Here is a 17,993-nt window from a genome sequence, read left to right on the forward strand (position 1 = left end):
TGCATGTGTGCACTGCGCACTGGAAAATCATGCAGCACTACCGTAGCTATGCCCCAAAATGCTTGCGGCGCGCATCCAAAATAGCGAATACCTTGTCGATACTCGCCTGAGATTCCGGAATATCGGCATAAGTGGCCTCGTCAGGAAACAAGTCATCCAGATCGAGGTGGTAACGGTATTCCCAGCCGGGCCTGAGGTATTTGAGCGCGAACGATCGGCCACGCTCGTTGAAGTGGCTCGGCCTTACGCCTTCTCCGAAAAAAGAACGTGCATCCCGGACCATATCGGCGAAGGAAGCATCCACCCGAAGATGGCTATTCGAGAGGCGAACAGAAAGCTCCTCTTCCAGCAATCCGCGCGAGCATGACCACAGCAGAAACAATGCGCCATCTATGCCCGTGGCTGGATGGCCGTTCTCATCGGCAATAAAAATGACCTGCATGTCGTTCATGCCCAACCCATACTCGGCCATCAACTGATTAAGAAGGTTCGACAAATTCATATCTTCAAGCCTTTCAAAATTTCAAAAACGCATAGAACTCAGCCAGCCACAGTCAGCTCGCGCAATTCCTGGGGGTTCATGGGGCTCTGAAAAAACCGCTGAAGCGTTTGATAGCATGGTGCCAGAACCATTCAGGAGCAGCGGCCGATGCGCAAGAACTACGCTCGTCGTCGTCGCACTATGTCGGGAGGCAAACGGTGATTCAACAACTGCTGGCTCTCTGTTGCCTCGCCACTACCGGAGCCCACGCCATGGCCAGCGACTTCCAGCCCATCGCGCGCCTGGACTGCCCGGGCGGCGAATTCATCGCCGATGCTCGCCCCTGGGGCGAGAACGAGGCCGGCGGCTCGCGTGCCGAACTGCGCTACCGCTACCGGGGCGTGGTGCTGGCCGCCATTCGCTACGAGGCGTACTACAAGAACCTCGAACCCTGGCTGCGCCAGGGCAGCCCGCGCATCTACAACCTGGGCCTGAACCTGGATACCAGCGGCGCTAGCAAGACCAGCGGCTACGACCAGGGCGACACACTGTACCTGCCGCCCTCGGCGTTCTCGCAGGCCGAGGTGGAGGGCCTGTTCGACTGCCTACACCGGCACCAGGCCGCGCTGCGCGACAGCTTCGAGCGCACCGAGATCACCAGCAGCACCCTGCTGGGCTTGATGAAGACGCGCACCGGCACAGGCCGCAACGGCGTGGCGCGGCTGGTGCATGCGGATGCGCCGATCACGGCCCTCTACGGCAGCGGCTGGCTGCTGATCGTGGTGGAGCGCGGCGGCCGCGTGCTGGTGCACGCCAACCTGACGGCCAACAACCCGGCCGAATCGGCAGTGTGGGGCGAAGTCATGCCCGGAAAACCGCCTGTGCTGCGCGCCCGGCGCGAACTGCGCTTTGACGGCCAGATGCACGACGGCGCCCTGTTGCTGAACGAGCCTGAGACGAGCACCGGCCGGCGGCTGCGAAACGACTTCCGCGTGGAGTGGCAATAAAAACCGCCTCTAGCACCCGCCCATCTATCGCAAGCAGCTATCAAATTGGAAGCATCGATGCCTGCCCTCGAAGCATTCAAGCAAACCGTTGCCCGCACCGACACCCTTCCCGCAGACCTGGAAATGCTGGCCTTGCACACGCTGCAAGGCGGCGCAGGCCCCTTTCATGGCATTGACCTGCTCGCCCTGATGCCGGGGGAAGAAGACGTGGCCAATGACATCTCCTACCTCAGTGAAGACGAGTTAAAAGACCCCGACCTGCAGAGCAACATCGAAGCCATGCGGGAAGTCACCGCGCTGGCGCGCTTCGTTGCGAAGGATGGCCAAAGCAACCTGTACGGCTACTGGCTGGGCCAGCCCGCGCGCCCGCTGCACGAGGCTGCCATCGTCATGCTCGACAACGAAGGGCAGTTCTCGCTGCGGGCCGGCGGCAGTCTTATCGAGGGGGTCTGCGGGGAGCAGTGCGACAAGAAGACTTTTGAGGCGCTGAAACTACGGTTCGAGGCGCTGGGCATCACGTTCCAGGCCCAGAACTGGAACGACTGGGCCAGATCGTGTGAACACTTGCGGCAAACCAGCGATCACCCGGACGCGCTGCACAAGGTGTTCTACAACCAGCACCGGCAACGGCGCGGGCTGGAGCCCATTGAATGACGTCGCCGACGGAATGTGAAAACGATTCCAAACCACATGGCAAAAATCAGCAACACCCCATTCATCGCGCGCCCGCAGTGGAGAACGCACTACCAAGGCTGGCATATTGTCGATTGCGCCGTGCGCGACAGGAACATCGTCTATCTGCTGGCGCGGCCCGATCTGGATGAGGAAAAGCAGTCCAAAACCTGGGACCACGACATCGGCACGCGCCTGCTGTCGATCTATCTGGACGAGCAGAACCCAGAGAAGCGCCATGGCTGGAGCGAGCTGGACGGCTTCAACCGGCCGCGCTGCGGCGTGTCGCACCAGCCCATCGCACAGGCACTGGTCGTCGCGCGCAACAACGAAGGCAGCGTCTATGCCATTGGCGGCGGCAAGCCCGGCGCCATGGAGAACATCGGCACCGATCTCAACCCGATCACCATGCGGGTCAAGTGCATCGGCGGCTACGCATATTCCGTCGGCCGCAACCGCAAGATCTTCAAGCGCGTGGCGCCGGGGCGCTGGGAGCGCATGGAGGGTCTGCCCAAGCCGGGCGATGAGGACTTCAGCGCCGTCGGCTTCAACGACATGGACGGGCTCAGCGAGCAGGAGCTGTATGCCGTCGGCGCGGGCGGCGATGTCTGGCGCTATGACGGCAAACGATGGACACACTGCGATTTTCCCAGCAAGGAGCAACTGGGCACCGTCACCGTCGGCCAGGATGGCAAGGTGTACATCAGCGGGGAAGGCGGCAATCTCTGGATCGGTGCCAAGGACACCTGGACGCAGGTGCACCAGGGCAACTCCAGTTTGCTGAACAACAGCGCGGTATGGTTCGAGAACCAGTTGTGGTTGTGCTCGGACTACCAACTGCGCGTGTGGGACGGCAAGGAAGTGCGCCGCCTGCGCCACGGCGGCGCGGATGTCGTCCACACCGGCCACATGGACGCGCGCGACGGGCTACTGGTGATCGCGGGCCTGTACGAAGTCCATGCCTATGACGGCAAGACGTGGAAGACGCTGGTGGCACCGTATTGATCACCTTCAGAAAGAATGACGATGAACCGCGAAGATTTAACCAGGGACATCACGGAAGCCGCCCGGCGCTCCTTCTCCGCCCTGCTGGCGCAGCACGGCAACGAGAGCTTCTACGCCTTTGCCCTCTACACCGACGAGGACTGCTACACCGTGGTGCCCGCGGCCAACTCGCTGGAGCGGCACCGCGAGAAGCTCGCGGAGATGGATGACGATGACGACCAGGCCGCCTACTACCAATGGGCCAGCGCCGAGTGGGCCTACGAGGGCTTCGCTGCCGAGCCGTTCAACCCCATCTGCGATCAACTGGCAGCGGCCTGCCAGGCGGTATCCGGCGACGCGGCTGCATTCGCCTCATTCAAGGCCGGCGTCCGCCAGGCCATGACCGATGCCATGCGCCGCCTCGATGAAGAAGGCTTTTTTGGCACGCACCGCGCCAGGGCTGTGCTGTTCATCACTTCGTCCGATTTTGACGAAGCCTCCGGCATGGAGCGCCGCTCGGCCCTCGCGCTGAACCCGCCGGAGTGCTCGGTGGATTTTCTGGCGTGGAACGGGGCAGCGGAGTGAACGCCCAGGGCGGGCTTTCGACCCCCACTAGGAAACAGCCATGACACCCAGCCCGTGGGCCGCATTCCTGGCCATCACCGGTTTTGAAGCGCTGCTGCGCGACCTCACCCAGCACACGCTGACCGAAGCACGCCGCGCCTGGCCGGGCGCGCCTGCCGGCTTTGCCTTCAACTGCAGCGCGGCGTGGAGTGACGTGCATATCAGCCTGGCTTACGACCCGGCGCGCGCCGCCATGGAGCCACCCGACTGGGAACATGAATGCGCCGAGGCCGAGCTGCCCGCAAGCGCCGCACTCTGGCGCGCGCGCTACGAGCCCGTGCGCGAACGCTACGAGGCCGAGCGTGAGCGGCACGCCAATTACCCGAAGCACTTTCTCGACACCCTGCGCCACCTGCTGGCCCGCATGGAACGCGATGGCGCGTTTGCCGATGCACCCGGCATCCGCCTGCTGGTGACCGAGGTGGACGCCGACACGGTCGCCGAAGAAGCCGCGTTGGCGCAGGTGCGACGAAACCATGGAACCCCCACATGAGCCAAGCCCCCATGAACACTCCCCACGGATTTTCCGAAGCCGATATCCACGCCCTGCGCGCGCACGGCATCGAGCTGTTCGCTGGGCGGCTCATCTTCGCCGCCCAGCCTCCGATGGATGAAGACGCCATCGCCGCCGTGCAGGCCCATTGCGCCGGGCCGCTGCCACCCGCGCTGCTGGCGCTGTGGCGGCAAACTGCGGGCGGGCGGCTGGATTACAACCTGAGCGTGGAGGTGACCACCAGCGAAGGCCCGCGCATCGAGGCCGTGAGCTGGTGCGAGCTGTTCTACAACGGCAGCGATTTCTACCGCGACCTGCAGGGCTGGATCGAAAACGAAGAAGAACAAGCCTGGGAGACCGCCGAGGACGCGGGCGAAGAGTGGAGCGGCAAACTGGCCTACCTGCCCATCGGCGGATTTGAATACTGCGACCGCATCTACGCCGTGACTTCGCCCGGCGCCCCCGACGATGGCGGCATGCTGGCCTGGAAGATGGGCCTGCCGCCCGCCTGGGCGCCCGCGCTGACCGAAGACGCCGTGGCCACCTTCGCGCCCAGCCTGCTCGCCGCATTCGCATGCCTGGCGCTGCACGGCGACCCGCTGGCCTCCAACGGCGAATACGGCGCCGGGTCGGAGCTACTGGCCTACCTGGACACCTGCCGCAGCAATGGCCTGCCCGCGCCGCTGGCCGATGCGCTGCTGGCCTTCTACCTGCGCGCCCGCATCGACTGGCGCGCCCTGCTGCAAGCCGGCACGCTGCCCGCGCACCCCTACGCCGTGCGCGTGGCCCTGCGCCACGCGGTGGAGCAGGACGATGCCGCGCTGCTGCGCCACATCCACGCCAGCGGCGCACGCCTGGACGGACTGGTGGCGGGCGGCGACAACGCCTTGCAGCACGCGCGTTTCCTGAAGAAAACCAGCGCGATCACTGCGCTAGAGGGCTTGATGTGAAAAAAGGCTGTAGCGCCCGTCCATCAAGCGCAAGCAGCTATCCATAGCGAAGCAAATTCTGATGAAGAACACCCTCCTCGCATTCACACTGGCCGTATTCAGCAACCTGCCCAGCGCTGCACAAACCACCGCGCCGACAGCCATCCACGTCGCCGCTTGCGGCCTCGAATTCGATCTGCCCGCAGGCTACAAGATCACCCGCCCGCAGCGCCAGGCCGACGCCCGCTACGACCAGAGCTGCGCGTTCGACATCGTCAAAGCCAAGCCCGGGCCGCCCCTGCGCGGCGAATGCAAGGACGAGCAGGAAGGCGGCCAGCCGCCCTACCACGTGTGCGACTGGGAGGTCAACGCCGGCCCGCCCACGCCCAGCGTGCGGGTGGCGCGCATACGGCCCGGCACGCATGCGTGGCTGGACTCCTTCACGCGCACGGACGATGGCCGCTGGATGGTGCCCAACGCCCACGCGGGCGACCAGCCCGCCGAGGCCTTCAGCTTCTTCGGCAAACCCGCGTGGAAGGGCGAACACGTCGTGCGCATGTTCTGGTGGCGCACGCGCACCAAGAACTACACCGGCATCTACGCCGGTTCGGGCGGCGCCGACGTCACCCTGGTGCAGCTCGCGCCCGACCTGTTCGTGCAACTGGCCAACCCGCCAGACGATGCCCAGGGCGGCTGCCAGACCTTCTGCGCCAGCCTGCGCCTGGGCGCGCGGGCGCAGGATTTACCATGAACATTGCAAAGAAGCCTTCAATGTCTCAGCAGGAGACCTGAACCATGGAACTGCCCGACGACATCCACGCCTACCTGGCCGCCACCTTCGCACCCGCTGACCGCGAGCAGGCCGCTTTGCTGCTGGCCAGCGCCCGCACCGAGGACGGCAGCGAGCCCACAGCCCGCCTGCTGCGCTGCGCCGCCTTCGTCAGCGACGGCCAATTGGCACGCCTGCGCTACTGGGTGTCGTACATGGCGCTGGACTGGCGCGACGTGGTGGTGGCGGGCGAATGCGTGCAGCAAGACGGCGTGCCCGTCCACGCCAGGGACTTCAACAAGCCGCTCGCTCCGGACGAAAGACGCGCATGCCCGAGTCCTGCATGAACCTGCGTGGCTTGGTGCTGGTGGCCAGTTTCTGGCCCAACCTGGCGGCAGCTGCTGGCCCGCCTACGGCTGCGGACCGAGCCTGTCTGCGGCTGGTCGAAGCGGCCCAGGCCCGGCAACTGGCCGGCGCCGGTAAGAACGCCGGTAGAAGTGCCGGCAAAAGCGGCCAATACGTTTGCGAGCGCCAGCCGCAGGCCTCCGCGCGTTTCGTGTTCGCGCTGCGCTGGCGCAGCAACGGCCTGCCGGCAGCAGGCAGCAACCTGGTCGGCTACTACCTTGTCGATACGGCCAGCGGCCGCATCCATGCCTGGAATCTGGGCGAGGATCAACCTGGTGAAGCCCTGGCCGCTGTTCCTGTGGCTAACCCGCCGCGCGGCCCATCGAGCGATTGCCCCGGCCCCTGCGCTATCCAGGGCTTGCCACCCGCGCCTGCGCGCACGGACCGCACGCCATGAGCGCGAGCGAGGAAAGTCCGAACGGACAGGAAGGCGCCTTGCGCCTGCGCATTCCGCACGATTTCGCCATGCCGGGCGGCGCCAACGAAGCGTTCGCGGACGGATTCGTGCGGCTGGCCGAGGACGACAAGGGGGTGCTGGTGAGGCTGCTGCGTGACGACGCGCGCAATGCGCAGGCCACGGCGGGCAGCGTGCTCTACGCCGCCCGTCGCGACGGCGGGCATTCAGGCGCACGCCGCGTAGCGCACCCACCCGCCGCCCAACCCGGTGCGCGGCTCGTAGCCCACCCAGACCTCGCCCCAGCCATAACGGCCCGCAGCCCAGCCGCGCGCGGCCAGCCAGTCGCGCAGGGCCTGGGCGCGCCGCCGCTCCTTGCGCTCCGACCATTCGTTCCAGTCACGGCCATAACGACTATCGTCATCGTGGAACAGAAGGCATTCGGACAACGCGCCCCGGAAGAACGCCAGCTCGATGCCCACCATGAAGCCGCCATCGCTCCAAGGCACGAGCCGGTACCAGGTCCAGTCAGACTCCTGCACCACCGCCCTGGACGCACGCGGCACCACGACCAGCGCCGCGTGGCGGTCCAGCAAGACAGCTTCCTCCAGACCGCATGCAATGCGCAGCCCATCCGGGTGGTGCAATTCAAAGGCAGGGGTCAGCGACCGAGCGGAGGAGTCTTCGGGATAACGGGGTGTTGTATTCATGGGGTCGGCTCCATCCCGGTTCATTTTGCATGTTGAAATGGCCAGAGCGCTGGCCACCAGCCATTCGCAGGAATGACCGGCACGGTGCGCCCCCCGACAAGCCATGTCGCCGCACCCTCTGCGGCCTGTCTTCCTCAGATAAAGCAAAGGTTGTCCATATGCTGAGTCGCTATCCCCGATTTCGCAACGGCGCATCGCACGGCCTGGTTCATAAGTTGGGCGGCTTGCCCTGGGGCCTGCCCACCCGGTTGTGGCCGGTTTGCGAGGAGTGCGGGCGGCCCATGAGCCATTTGGGGCAGTTCCCGGCCCGTTCTACCGATGCGGATGCACCGGTGTTGCCTTTGGGAGCAGACGAAGTGCTGTTTCTTTTCAAATGCGAATGGGACAGCGTGTGCAGCTTCTGGGAGTCCGATGGCGGGGCAAACCGGGTCTTGTGCCTGCCACGCAGTGAGTTGGGCGACGCGCCGGCCCAGCCGCCCGCCTCGCCCAACGGCGCGCCCGAATTGCTGCCCGAATGGGGCGTGGCGCACTGGCTCGCGCAGGATGATGGCGCACCGGCTGACCTGGAAGATGCCTTCTACGACTATGGGCGCCACACGGACCTGCCCGATGACATCGCCCATCCCCACTACTGGGCTGCCGAATGGCGCACCAAGGTGGGCGGCGTTCCCTATTGGACGGGCAACGGCGCGCAAGGCATACCGCCGGGGCGCCTGCTGCTGCAGATCTGCAACTGCGTACCGACAGAGGGTGGCGGTTTTGAAGAAGTCGCCAATTTCTGCTCCGATGGCACGGCGTTTGTCTTTATCGATAGTTCCCAGTCGCCGCCAGCCTTCGCAATGATCATCAACCGCTGAACTCTGCAAATGCCCGCGCTGGGCGCGCCCCCCAGACTGTTTCTGCATGAATATTTTACCCATGAAAACATCGCTCCAGCGCTTATCCACCAAGCGCAAGCAGCTATGAAAAATGATTAAAATACCATGAGATACAAAGCCTGGGAATACGCACTGCACAGCCGCGGACGAGGCTGCGCTGGTGAAGAACGTCAACGCCTTCCTCGCCAGCCAGGGCTGGCGCAAGCTCTACCGCAAGGTACCCAGCGGCATCCGCAACCCCGACCGCGCGAGCGAGGAGCCGCAATACAGCCACTACTACTGCCAGTTCCTCAAGCAGCGTCCGAAATGGTATTTCGACCTGTACCCCAACGCCGACGCGTCTGGCCGATCGCGCTTTCCCGCCCCCCCGGGGCGAGCTGGACACTGTTCGTCAACTACCCCGGCCATGAACACGACCGGCCCGAGGACACGGCGCAGCTCGACGCCTTCCGCGAACGCCTCGCCACCGCCACCGGCTTTGCCGCCACGCTGCTGCATGCGTACCAGCCGGGCGAAGATCGCCAGTGAACCCGCCCCTTCTGTGCCGACGATCCCAACAGCTGCCGTGACCGTGATCGTCGATAGATTTGCCGTCGCCACACTTGCAGACCTCCGCGCGCTGGACCGCAGCGCGGCGCTTGCCGTCGTCGCTTCGTTCGTGCTGCGGCAGCAGGGCAGCGTGCGCGCGTTCGACCAGCAGCACCGCACGCGCTTGGGCGACACCTTCCTTGCTTGCGTCGATGTGGCCGGCCGCGTTGCCAGCATGCCTGCGGCCGTGCCGCATGAGCGCATTGCCGCACTCCTGGCGGCCGCCTACGGCGAGGCTCCGGATTCGGACGACTATCCCGGCCTGGTGGCACTGCAAGCCCAGCACGCCATGGCCAGTGCCCACTATCTGCTGCGCTTTTGCATTGACGCCGACTTCGGCCATCTGCGCTGGGCGCTGGAGAAAGCGCTGGAAAGCATCGACGCGGTGCGGGTCGCGCGAAACCCTGGCCAGCCGGAGAGCGCGGCATTCGGGCACGAAGTGCGCGCACTGGAAACGCTGGTGCGCATGGCGCGCAACATGCCCCGAATCGACGCGACGGGTCTTCGCACCTTGCAGGACAACGCCCAGGCCCGGCCATAGGCACTAATTTCCATGGTCAAAATGGCCTCTACCGCTTATCCACCAAGCAAATCCTCCCATGGCGTACACCAACCACCTCCCCTCCATCGACTGGCTCGCACTGCTGCGGCGGGCTCCGTATTTCAGCGCGGCCATCGTGGATGCCCTGTGCGACGCGGACCCGTCAGCGTTCGCGCCCCACCTGCGCGCCGTCTATTGCTTCGACCTGTTCGACGCGCAGGTCTCCAATGGCGGCGTGGATCAGTACTTCGACAACGTGGCCGCGCACCTGGACGATGCAAACGCGGTGCCGGGCCTCATCGCCGCCAACCCCGTCTATGCGCCCGCGCTGCCGCTGATCGAGGAAGCGCATGCGATCTGGAATGCCGTGGCAGATGCCTATCCAGAGGACGAAGACGAAGATGAGGAAGACGAAGACGCCTGGGATGCTTACCAGGATCGTCTCGCCCCGCACGAAGACCGCCTGCAGGCCATCGCCACAGAATTCTTCGCCCTGCACCACGCCATCCGCCAGCGGCTGGAGCAGGACATCGTGCGCGACCCGCACCGCTACTTCGCCATCGCGCCCGTGCCTGGCCTGCGCGGCAGCGGCGTGGAGCACATCGCGCTCGCGGGCGGCGCGCACCGCCTGCGTTTCGAGGATGGCTTTCCCATCGGCCCCAACACCTTCGAGAACGAGGGCGGCGGCTGCGACGTCGTCTGGTTCTCACGCGATCGCATGCTGCTGCAGTGCGAGACAGCGGGCTGGGCCGAGCAGCGCAACCGCCACTGGATCCACTACCCAAGCCAGTCGAGCGGCAGCTGGACTTCTGGTTCTGGCGAAGACGCGACAGTGCGCAACGACCGCTTGGCGCTGGGCCTGGGCCACCACGGCCTGCACGAGACCTTTCTCCCCAGTGGCCAGCGCGAGAGCGCCGCGCTGCACTGGCACGGCAAGGAGTTGTGCAGCGAACATTTCCACCCCGATGGCTCGCCGCTGCTGCGCATCGAGCCGCACGGCAGCGGCCAGCGCTGGCTGCGCTACTGGCCCGGCGGCGCGCTCAACACCGAAAGCCTGCAGGAGCGCGACGGCCGCGACCGTTATCTACGCTGCCTGGACGAGCACGGCACCGATCTGGCGCCGGGCGGCAACGGCCGCCTGCGCGAAGTGCTGGGGCAACTTGGCGAGATCGTGCAGTGGCGCGAAGGCGAACTCGTGAACGGTTTCCTGCACGGCCCCGTGCGGCGCATGGCCTGCCGGCCCGATGGCAGCGGGGAGCGCGAGACTGAGCGCACCTTCTACAAGAGCGGCAAAGCGCAGTAACGCGCCAGCACGGGCAGGCGCTATTTTTTTATAGCTATCAGCGCGTTCTATAAAAGCGCTGGAGGTTAATTTTTCTTGAAACCCTAAAAGCAGGCGGCTGCGCCCGTGGTGAAGCTGGTTGGCGTCGTGGCGGACGTCAGGGCGTTGGTGTTGGCCCCATTCAGGTAATTGACGACATCGACGGGAGTTGTCCCTGCCAGGAAACGCACGCGGAATTGATCTCCCGCGCCGCCCGGCGGAAACATGCGCAGCCGGATGCTTCCGGAAGTGATGTCGTCCCACCACTGGCTGCTGATGTTGTTGCCGGTGATCTCTGCACACAAGGTACTGGCGAAGGCATTCGTGGCCGATTGCATGAAGATCGCATGGCCAACGCGGGTTCCCAAGCCTCCGCCATCAGGCGTGCCAAAAGTATTGTTCGTGGCCACCACCCCCACCTGGTCGCTTCGCTGCACCAACACCTCCATGCCGCGTTGGACGATGTTCTGGAACATGTTGTTTGTCACGGTCATCTGCATGCCGCCGCTGGTGCCATCGTTGGTGATGGACAGGCCATTGGTACCAGCCGCATTCGTACCCGATCCGACCGTTCCATTGCCGACGGTGTTGTTGCTGTACACCCCCTTGTACAGGCCCGTGGCGTTCGCGCCCTTGCGGAAGGTGGTGGGCGTGAAGCCGCTCGTGACCGTGCCGTTCACCGTGATGGTGTTGTTGACGACGCTGGCGTCCATGGTGGCCGCGTTGTCGGTCAGCATCTGCACGGCCCCGGAGTTGTTGGTGAAGGTGTTGCCATTGCCCGCACCCAAAGCACCCAGGTCAATGGCCACCTGGGCGTTGCCAATGCCCTGGCCGGTGAAGGCCGTCGCGAAATTGTTGCGGAACAGCGAGCCGGTGAAGCTGCCGTTCACGACCGCCGTGCCCTGGCCCACGAACAGGACGCCCTGTGCGGAAGTCGATACCTGGGGACCCAGGCCCTCAAAGGTATTGCCGTTCGCGGTCAGGTTCAGCGTGCCCGCGCTGTTCTGCACCTCGAACTGGCGGTGGTAGCTGTTCTTGAACGTGGAGTTGGTGATGGTCACCGTGCCCGTCAGGTTGACGAATTGCACGCCGTCCTCCAGGTTCTCGTTGCCCACGCTGTCCACCGTCACGCCGGTCATGGCCAGCCCGTTCACGTTGTTGCCGTTGATGCCGATCTGCTGGCCACCCGTGACGGTGGTGCCGATGAGCGACACGTTGGTCACGCCCTCCAGGTGAATGCCCGCGCCGCAGTTGGTGTTGGTGCCGTTCAGTGCATCGCCGCAGATGGCGGCCGTTTCCTGGTTGGTACCATTGTTGTTGAACGCCATGTAGTTCAGCGTCAGGTCGCGGGTGTTCTGAAACCAGCCGCCGCGCTGGGTCTTGTTGGCAATGGTGCCGCCGCTGCCCGCCACGGTGCCGACGCCGGTCACGCGCAGGCCGTTGAAATTGCCGGTATCCCTCAGCGTAATGCCGCCAAGCGTGCCGCCCGTGCTGTTCAGGGACTCGAAGGTAAGCCCTGCCGGGCCGATGGTGGTGGCGTTGACGTAGAGCACAGGCCCCGTCCCGGTGGAGATAGTATTGCCGGGGCCCTGCACCGTGACCGTGCCGCCGCTGTTGGCCGAGAAGCCCGCGCCGCTGGTAGTGGTGATAGCCATGCCGCCGCCCACAAAGTCGGCGCTGACGTTGGTGAACACGACGGCATGGTTGCCGCCGGTGTTGAAGTTGACCCCGCTCACCGTGATTCCCGCGGCGCCGGGCACGCCCGACAAGGTGCCCGCCAGCGTGGGCCGGCTGCCCGCCGGGATGGACAGGCCGCCCACCGCCAGCGCGGCCCCCGCGCCCACCAGTTTCTGATTGGCCTGAAGGTTGAACGCCCCAGTCGTCGTGCCTGCGCCGCTGTGCACGTAGACGGTGTGGCCCGGCTGGCCCAGGCTGCTGGGCAGGCTGTTGAGCGGCGCGTGGGAACGGCCATTGCCGCCGCCCGGCGCCGCGCTGTTGACGTACCACACCATGTTGCCCACGTTGAAGGTGATGGTGGCCGTGCGCGACACGCCGCCGGACGCGCCGGTGTAGGTGAACGCATCCGCGCCGGTGAAGCCCACGGGCGGCGTGTAGGTGAATCGGCCCGCCGCATCGATGGTGACCGATCCACCTTGGGTCGTGCCCCCGCTGCCAGCAGCCACGGTGATCGCCACATTCGACGCATCATTGCTCAGCACACCCGCCGCTGCCGAGGTGTAGGGCGTGCCCGGCGCGGAATGCGCCTCCGCCACCAGTTGCGTATTGCCCACCACGGCGTAGCTGTCGTTCACCAGGTTGGGGCCGACCGCAAAGCTCTGCTGCACCTGGGGCGCGGGCAACCAGCCGCCGCCTCCAGGCTGGTTGGCGTTGATGGTGCACGTGCCCGTGCCGCCGAAACTGACTGTGTTGCCCGCAATGGAACACACCGAGGCGCTGGCGGCATCGACGGTGAGTGCCACCGCCATGCCCGAGGTGGCCGTGGCCGTGGCGTTGTAGCTGCCCCCGTAGACCGCCGCCGTGGGCGCGGTGGAGGTAAAGGTTATGGCCTGCGGAGCGAACACGGTGAACGCCTGCTGCACCTGCGGGGCGGCGTTGTAGTTGGCGTTGCCCGCCTGGTTGGCGCTGACGGTGCAGGTGCCCGCCGTGTTGAACGTCACCGTGCCCGTTCCGCTGCAGGCCCCCGAGCCGGTGATCGTGACCGGCAGGCTCGACGTGGCCGTGGCCGCCGCCGCGTAGGTACCGCCCACGGTCCCGCTGGCGGGTGCGGTGGACGTGAAGCTGATCGTCTGGTCGCTCTTGGTCACGCTGAACGACTGCTGCACCTGCGCAGCGGCGGCGTAGTCCGCATTGCCCCCCTGGTCGGCCCGCACGGTGCAGGTGCCCGCCCCGACAAAGCTCACCACGTTGGTCGCCACGGTACATACCGCCGGGGAGCCGCTGCTGAAAGTGACGGGCGCGAGGCCCGAGGATGCGGTGGCGGCCACGATATAGGTGGCGCCGCCCACCTTGGCATCCGCCGGGGCGGTGCTGGTGAAAGCCACGGTCTGGCTGGCTGGGTTCACGGTCAGCGTGAAGTTCTGCGTGGGGGACGAGCCCGCCAGGTTGGTGGCGGTGAATGTCAACGCATGCGTCCCCGCCGCGCCGCTGCCCAGCGGGGGCGTGCCGCTAAGCGTGCCGGTACCGTTGCTGTTGTCCACGAAAGACATGCCGCCTGGCAGCGCAACGCCGCCGCGGGCGATGACCGGGTGCGGGTAGCCGCTGGTGGCCACGGTGAACGAGCAGGCAGCGCCCAGGGTGCAGGCCATGGCGTTGGCGCTGGTGACGGCGGGTGCCTCATTCACGGTGAGGGTGAAGTTCTGCACCGTATTGGGAGTGATGCCGTTGGCCGCCGTGAGGGTGAGCGGGTACGCCCCACCCGTGCCCGGCACTGGCGTCCCCGCTAGCGTGGCAGTGAGTGGCGTGCCGGGGCCGTTGTAGACAAAGCTAACGCCCGTGGGCAGCGTGCCCGTCTGGGCGATACCCGTCGTGGCCGGCGTCGCCGTGGTCTGTACGGTGAAACTGCCCGGGGTACCCGCGGCGAATGCGGTGGTGTTGGCGCTGGTGAACACCGGCGACCCGCCCAGGGTCAGCGTGAAGCTCTGCGTGGTGTCGCCCGCGCTGTTGCTGGCGCGCAGCGGACACACGTAGCTGCCGCTGTCCCCCCCCGCCGGAGTGCCGCTGAAGGTGGCGGTGTTGCTGCCGCTGGTGCCAGCGAAGCTAATACTGGCGGGCAATGCGGGCACACAGGCGCCGCCGTCGATGGTGATGGTGGCGCCGGGCGCGGCCGTGGCTGTTACGGTGAAGGTGCCGGCCTGGCCGGTGAGGAACGTCGTGGCATTGGCGCTGGTGATGGCGGGTGCGAGCTGCACCGTGAGCGACACGGTAGCGGGGGCCGAATCCAGCGTGCCGTCGTTGGCCTTGAACGTGAAGCTGTCTGCGCCACCGTAGCCGGCGTTGGCCGTGTAGGTGACGTTGGGCGGCGAGCCGGAGAGCACCCCATGGGCCGGAGGCGTGATCACAGCGTAGGTGAGTGTGGCGTTTTCATAGTCGCTGCCGCTGAGCGAGAGCACCTTGCCCACACCCGCCACGGCGGTGGCGGACTGCGCTTGGGCGACGGGCGGTGCGTTCAGGGCCACGTCCACACGCAGGAACAGCAAGCCGGGCTCGGAAGTCGCGTAGAGCGCTCTGATGTCGGTACCAGTCCCTCCCACCACGTCACCGGCCGCATCACTGGCGAGTGCAGGCACGCCCGTCCAGTCGGCTACCAGCCCGTCTCGCACGATGGCGGCCAGCAGTTGGCCTGAAATCGCCACCGCCAGCAACGCGACTCCCAGGCGGTGCAGCCCCGCCCAGCCCTGGCGCCGCGCTAGCCATAGCGCGGCTGCCAGCAGCAGGGCCGTAGCCAGCAGCGCGGGCATGCTCATTGTGGGAATGCTCGTAGCTCCGGGTGGTGGGGGAGCAAGCAAGATGGGTCCTAGCAAGGCGTCTTCACCCATGACGCCGCCCGAGCCCGCCGCAAACAGGCCCACCCGCATCTGCGGCCCGACGCCCGGGGGCAGTTGCTCGGACCGAATGTAGGTCTCCACCGCCGCCGTGCCTGCCGCCCCCATGCCAGGCGCGATCGGCGTGGGCGTGTTATCCACCACCTGAGCGGGTCCCAGGCTACCGCCTGCGCATGCCTGCACACTGATGGACTGCGTGTGGTATCCCGTATCGTCCGCTTCCACGACGGTGATCAACACACGTTCGGCCCCGACGAAGCTACCTGCGGTCCTGGTCACAGTGCAGCCGGTCCCTGGATTGTTGTCGGTGTCAAGAAGAAGAGTCAGCGTGGTCGTAGCCGCCATCGTTGGCATAGCCCAGGAGAGGAGCAGGCAGGCCAATGCGGCAATCATCTGCCTGCTCCAGCGAGAGCTAGTGCTTTCCTCATCCCGGCACGCGTGGCTGCGGCTGGTCAACTTCATGAACCGAAGTGAGTTCCACTGTTTAGCCATGAGCATTGCCCCTCCGATAATCGTGTAGTAATTTTTTGGCTCACATGCCGCGACATGAGCAGCATGTGCGAGCCGGCCGATCCCGCGCTGAAGCCGACTGAAGCTCCAGCAGCGCTATTTGCACTAGGCGCCGCAATTTGCACGTCATAGCATTTGAATATTCGGGGCCAAATGCTCAACACCTCGCAGCAGGCCCCTAGGAAAAACCCAATCGTAACCACCTGTTTTAGACGTTGTCAAAAAAAATGCAATGACAAAATAGCCGTAAATTCGGCCTCATTTGGAATGCAAGGCTGATTGAAATCTCACAAAGGGCGTCGAGCACAGTGATGCATGGAAAGGTCGTACGCACCACCACTGGCGATACCAAAGCCCATGCCCTCTAGACCGGGTCAACCGGCAGTTCCGGGTCGAGCGGCCGACCATTGGTGAGTCAGCGACTTCATGTACGTCTCGACTTGGCAAGGCTGGCTGTACGCAGCCTTCGTCATCGGCGTATTTGCCAAGCGCACCGTGAGCTGGCGGGTAAGCATGTCCAATGCACACACACTTCGTTCTTGATGCGCGCGAGTAGGCCCTGTCTGGCAGCCAGCTTGGCCAAGGACAGCACCGTGGCCCATGCGCGGCTCAACGCGTGGGCGGCCGGCAAGAAGCGAGCCGAGGGCAAGGTGACCGCTCCACTCAGCCTCATAAACAATGACCGGCCGGAGTTCGTGCCGGCCTGAGGTCAAGTCCTCAATAAAAATCAGGATCTCCATCAATCGCTGGCAGCCATCAAAACAATAGTTAACCAGCCCTGCGGCGGCATGCTGCACCCCAGCCTGCCAGCAGCGTGGAGAGCAAGGCCAGACATGTCCAGTACAGCGTGGGGATGGCGGCAGGCTGTGCGCCGCCGCCAGGTGGCGCCACCACGGGCAGCGGTGCCTCGAACGCACCGATGTCGCACGCCGGGCCTATGGGCGCGTCACCCCGCGCTGATTAGAGAATCGTATGGCCCGATTGCGCCAGGATGTTCGAACTGGCTATTCGCCGGCTCACTTCGAGTAGGACTGCGTGCCGCGTTCATCATGACACCTAGTTCACTCCGCGCGACTCAACGGACACGGTCCGTAGGCATACCTGCACGATGTCCTGGAGCGTCTGCCTAGGCAGCCGGCCAGCCGCGTCGATGAGCCCTTACCGCACCGGTGGCGCCGGATCGTCGATTGAATGACCGCTCGCCACCGTTGTGAAAGCAAGCGGCAACGGGCCCGAAGCCGACGCTGGCCCCCATTCCCCTAAGCGGTCATTGATTCGTACCCCAGTTGCTTGCGGCCCAAAAGCGACTGTCGAGAGACCTGCCTTAGCAAATTCGCAGGCTATAGTTGGGCCAGATGAAGCCTGCGGGGTTTGCGGGAATTTCTACACCTGAATGTTTGAGCAGCCCTGCGCTTGCAAACCCAGGCTGCAAGCCGCTTTCAGGAGGAAAAATTGTCCAGAGTATCCCGAACAATCCAGTTTATTCCCCAGGTTTTGCGGTCTAAGTTACGTTAGGCCGCACACTTTCAGCATGATGGTGATCCCCGCAAATGTCCAATCCATGTGGCGCGAGTACTTGGACATCGTTCGTGATGTCGAGGAAAGTCGCTTCTATGAGGCTTTCTCCTTCGGCGACTCTCCTGCAATGGCAGACGAACTCGGACAGTTGGTTCTAAGTCGCATAAAGCGGGCGACCGCCGGCTCCGTCTGGTCGTATGAAGATGCCGGGAAGCCAATTCCGAAGAAAGGCGATCTCAGTGTTGTCACTGACTCCAGCGGAAAGCCGTTATGCATCATCGAAACCATTCAAGTCGATATAGTTCCCTTTGATCGAGTTACATCTGAGTTCGCGTCCATTGAGGGAGAAGGTGATGGTTCTCTCACGTATTGGCGGGACGCGCACAGAGCTTACTTCACGCGGGAATGCGCTTCTTCCATGCGCGTCTTTTCTGACTCTATTCCCTTGGCCTGTGAGCAGTTCAAGGTGGTTTATCCGCTGCCAGCGCAAAGTGCCGGTTAGCTTAAGCGCTAAGCGTTGAGCGTCCGCTTGAATCGCCCCGGGTTTTCTAGACACCTCTGAGCCTCAAACCTGAGGCCCAATAGGAGGTGCCATGAGTAAGCAAAG

At 64.8% G+C, this 17,993-nt stretch carries 18 protein-coding genes and 2 pseudogenes; 17 read left to right on the forward strand and 3 right to left on the reverse strand.

The features are described 5' to 3' along the window. Positions 1-46: 46 nt before the first annotated feature. Positions 47-502: a hypothetical protein gene (locus AC07OD_RS26810; protein ID WP_494598426.1), complete on the reverse strand. Its 456-nt coding sequence runs from the start codon at positions 500-502 to the stop codon at positions 47-49. 251 nt (positions 503-753) lie between these two features. Here AC07OD_RS26810 and AC07OD_RS26815 point away from each other — a divergent pair, with 251 nt between their 5' ends. From AC07OD_RS26815 to AC07OD_RS26855, 9 genes are all read left to right on the forward strand, one after another. Next, the gene (locus AC07OD_RS26815; RefSeq protein ID WP_494598427.1) at positions 754-1,488 is read left to right on the forward strand and encodes a hypothetical protein; all 735 of its coding nucleotides are present in this window, start codon (positions 754-756) and stop codon (positions 1,486-1,488) included. A gap of 45 nt (positions 1,489-1,533) precedes the next feature. Then, positions 1,534-2,142 (forward strand): hypothetical protein, encoded by a 609-nt coding sequence (locus tag AC07OD_RS26820; RefSeq protein ID WP_494598428.1) that lies wholly within the window; start codon positions 1,534-1,536, stop codon positions 2,140-2,142. 36 nt (positions 2,143-2,178) lie between these two features. Further along, on the forward strand, positions 2,179-3,165 hold the full coding sequence (locus tag AC07OD_RS26825; RefSeq protein ID WP_369643934.1) for a hypothetical protein: 987 nt from the start codon (positions 2,179-2,181) through the stop codon (positions 3,163-3,165). A gap of 15 nt (positions 3,166-3,180) precedes the next feature. Next, the gene (locus AC07OD_RS26830; protein ID WP_494598429.1) at positions 3,181-3,729 is read left to right on the forward strand and encodes a DUF4303 domain-containing protein; all 549 of its coding nucleotides are present in this window, start codon (positions 3,181-3,183) and stop codon (positions 3,727-3,729) included. 40 nt (positions 3,730-3,769) lie between these two features. After that, complete coding sequence (locus tag AC07OD_RS26835; RefSeq protein WP_494598430.1) at positions 3,770-4,261, forward strand: hypothetical protein; 492 nt, start codon at positions 3,770-3,772, stop codon at positions 4,259-4,261. Then, positions 4,258-5,211, forward strand: a complete 954-nt coding sequence (locus AC07OD_RS26840; RefSeq protein WP_369643937.1) for an SMI1/KNR4 family protein — start codon at positions 4,258-4,260, stop codon at positions 5,209-5,211. Before AC07OD_RS26835 ends, AC07OD_RS26840 begins: the two co-directional genes overlap by 4 nt. 61 nt (positions 5,212-5,272) lie before the next feature. Further along, entirely contained in the window at positions 5,273-5,941 is a 669-nt protein-coding gene (locus tag AC07OD_RS26845) for a hypothetical protein (protein WP_494598431.1), read from the forward strand. A 44-nt stretch (positions 5,942-5,985) separates the two neighbouring features. Next, positions 5,986-6,306: a hypothetical protein gene (locus tag AC07OD_RS26850; protein WP_494598432.1), complete on the forward strand. Its 321-nt coding sequence runs from the start codon at positions 5,986-5,988 to the stop codon at positions 6,304-6,306. Beyond that, on the forward strand, positions 6,288-6,761 hold the full coding sequence (locus AC07OD_RS26855) for a hypothetical protein (protein WP_494598433.1): 474 nt from the start codon (positions 6,288-6,290) through the stop codon (positions 6,759-6,761). Before AC07OD_RS26850 ends, AC07OD_RS26855 begins: the two co-directional genes overlap by 19 nt. A gap of 224 nt (positions 6,762-6,985) precedes the next feature. Here the strand turns inward: AC07OD_RS26855 and AC07OD_RS26860 are convergent, their stop codons facing one another. Further along, positions 6,986-7,468: a hypothetical protein gene (locus AC07OD_RS26860; protein WP_494598434.1), complete on the reverse strand. Its 483-nt coding sequence runs from the start codon at positions 7,466-7,468 to the stop codon at positions 6,986-6,988. A gap of 29 nt (positions 7,469-7,497) precedes the next feature. Between AC07OD_RS26860 and AC07OD_RS26865 the strand changes: the two genes are divergently transcribed. From AC07OD_RS26865 to AC07OD_RS26880, 4 genes are all read left to right on the forward strand, one after another. Next, positions 7,498-8,325 (forward strand): YwqG family protein, encoded by an 828-nt coding sequence (locus tag AC07OD_RS26865; protein ID WP_494598435.1) that lies wholly within the window; start codon positions 7,498-7,500, stop codon positions 8,323-8,325. A 327-nt stretch (positions 8,326-8,652) separates the two neighbouring features. Beyond that, complete coding sequence (locus tag AC07OD_RS26870; RefSeq protein WP_494598436.1) at positions 8,653-8,874, forward strand: hypothetical protein; 222 nt, start codon at positions 8,653-8,655, stop codon at positions 8,872-8,874. A 37-nt stretch (positions 8,875-8,911) separates the two neighbouring features. After that, a complete protein-coding gene (locus tag AC07OD_RS26875; RefSeq protein ID WP_494598437.1) occupies positions 8,912-9,475 on the forward strand; it encodes a hypothetical protein in 564 nt (187 codons plus the stop codon). Positions 9,476-9,533: 58 nt separating this feature from the next. Beyond that, entirely contained in the window at positions 9,534-10,778 is a 1,245-nt protein-coding gene (locus AC07OD_RS26880; RefSeq protein WP_494598438.1) for a DMP19 family protein, read from the forward strand. A gap of 83 nt (positions 10,779-10,861) precedes the next feature. On the opposite strand, the gene AC07OD_RS26885 is transcribed toward AC07OD_RS26880, so the two are convergent. Beyond that, on the reverse strand, positions 10,862-15,637 hold the full coding sequence (locus AC07OD_RS26885; protein WP_494598439.1) for a beta strand repeat-containing protein: 4,776 nt from the start codon (positions 15,635-15,637) through the stop codon (positions 10,862-10,864). Positions 15,638-16,176: 539 nt separating this feature from the next. On the opposite strand from AC07OD_RS26885, the pseudogene AC07OD_RS26890 reads away from it, so the two are divergent. From AC07OD_RS26890 to AC07OD_RS26905, 4 genes and pseudogenes are all read left to right on the forward strand, one after another. Continuing rightward, positions 16,177-16,421, forward strand: a pseudogene (locus tag AC07OD_RS26890) (IS3 family transposase); the annotation flags it as partial. A gap of 22 nt (positions 16,422-16,443) precedes the next feature. Beyond that, complete coding sequence (locus tag AC07OD_RS26895) at positions 16,444-16,575, forward strand: hypothetical protein (protein WP_494598440.1); 132 nt, start codon at positions 16,444-16,446, stop codon at positions 16,573-16,575. Between the two features lie 270 nt (positions 16,576-16,845). Beyond that, a pseudogene (locus tag AC07OD_RS26900) lies at positions 16,846-17,059 on the forward strand (transposase domain-containing protein); the annotation flags it as partial. Between the two features lie 340 nt (positions 17,060-17,399). Continuing rightward, the gene (locus tag AC07OD_RS26905; RefSeq protein WP_369643947.1) at positions 17,400-17,888 is read left to right on the forward strand and encodes an ASCH domain-containing protein; all 489 of its coding nucleotides are present in this window, start codon (positions 17,400-17,402) and stop codon (positions 17,886-17,888) included. Positions 17,889-17,993 lie beyond the last annotated feature (105 nt).

It is taken from the genome of Acidovorax sp. GW821-FHT10E03, from assembly GCF_059415205.1.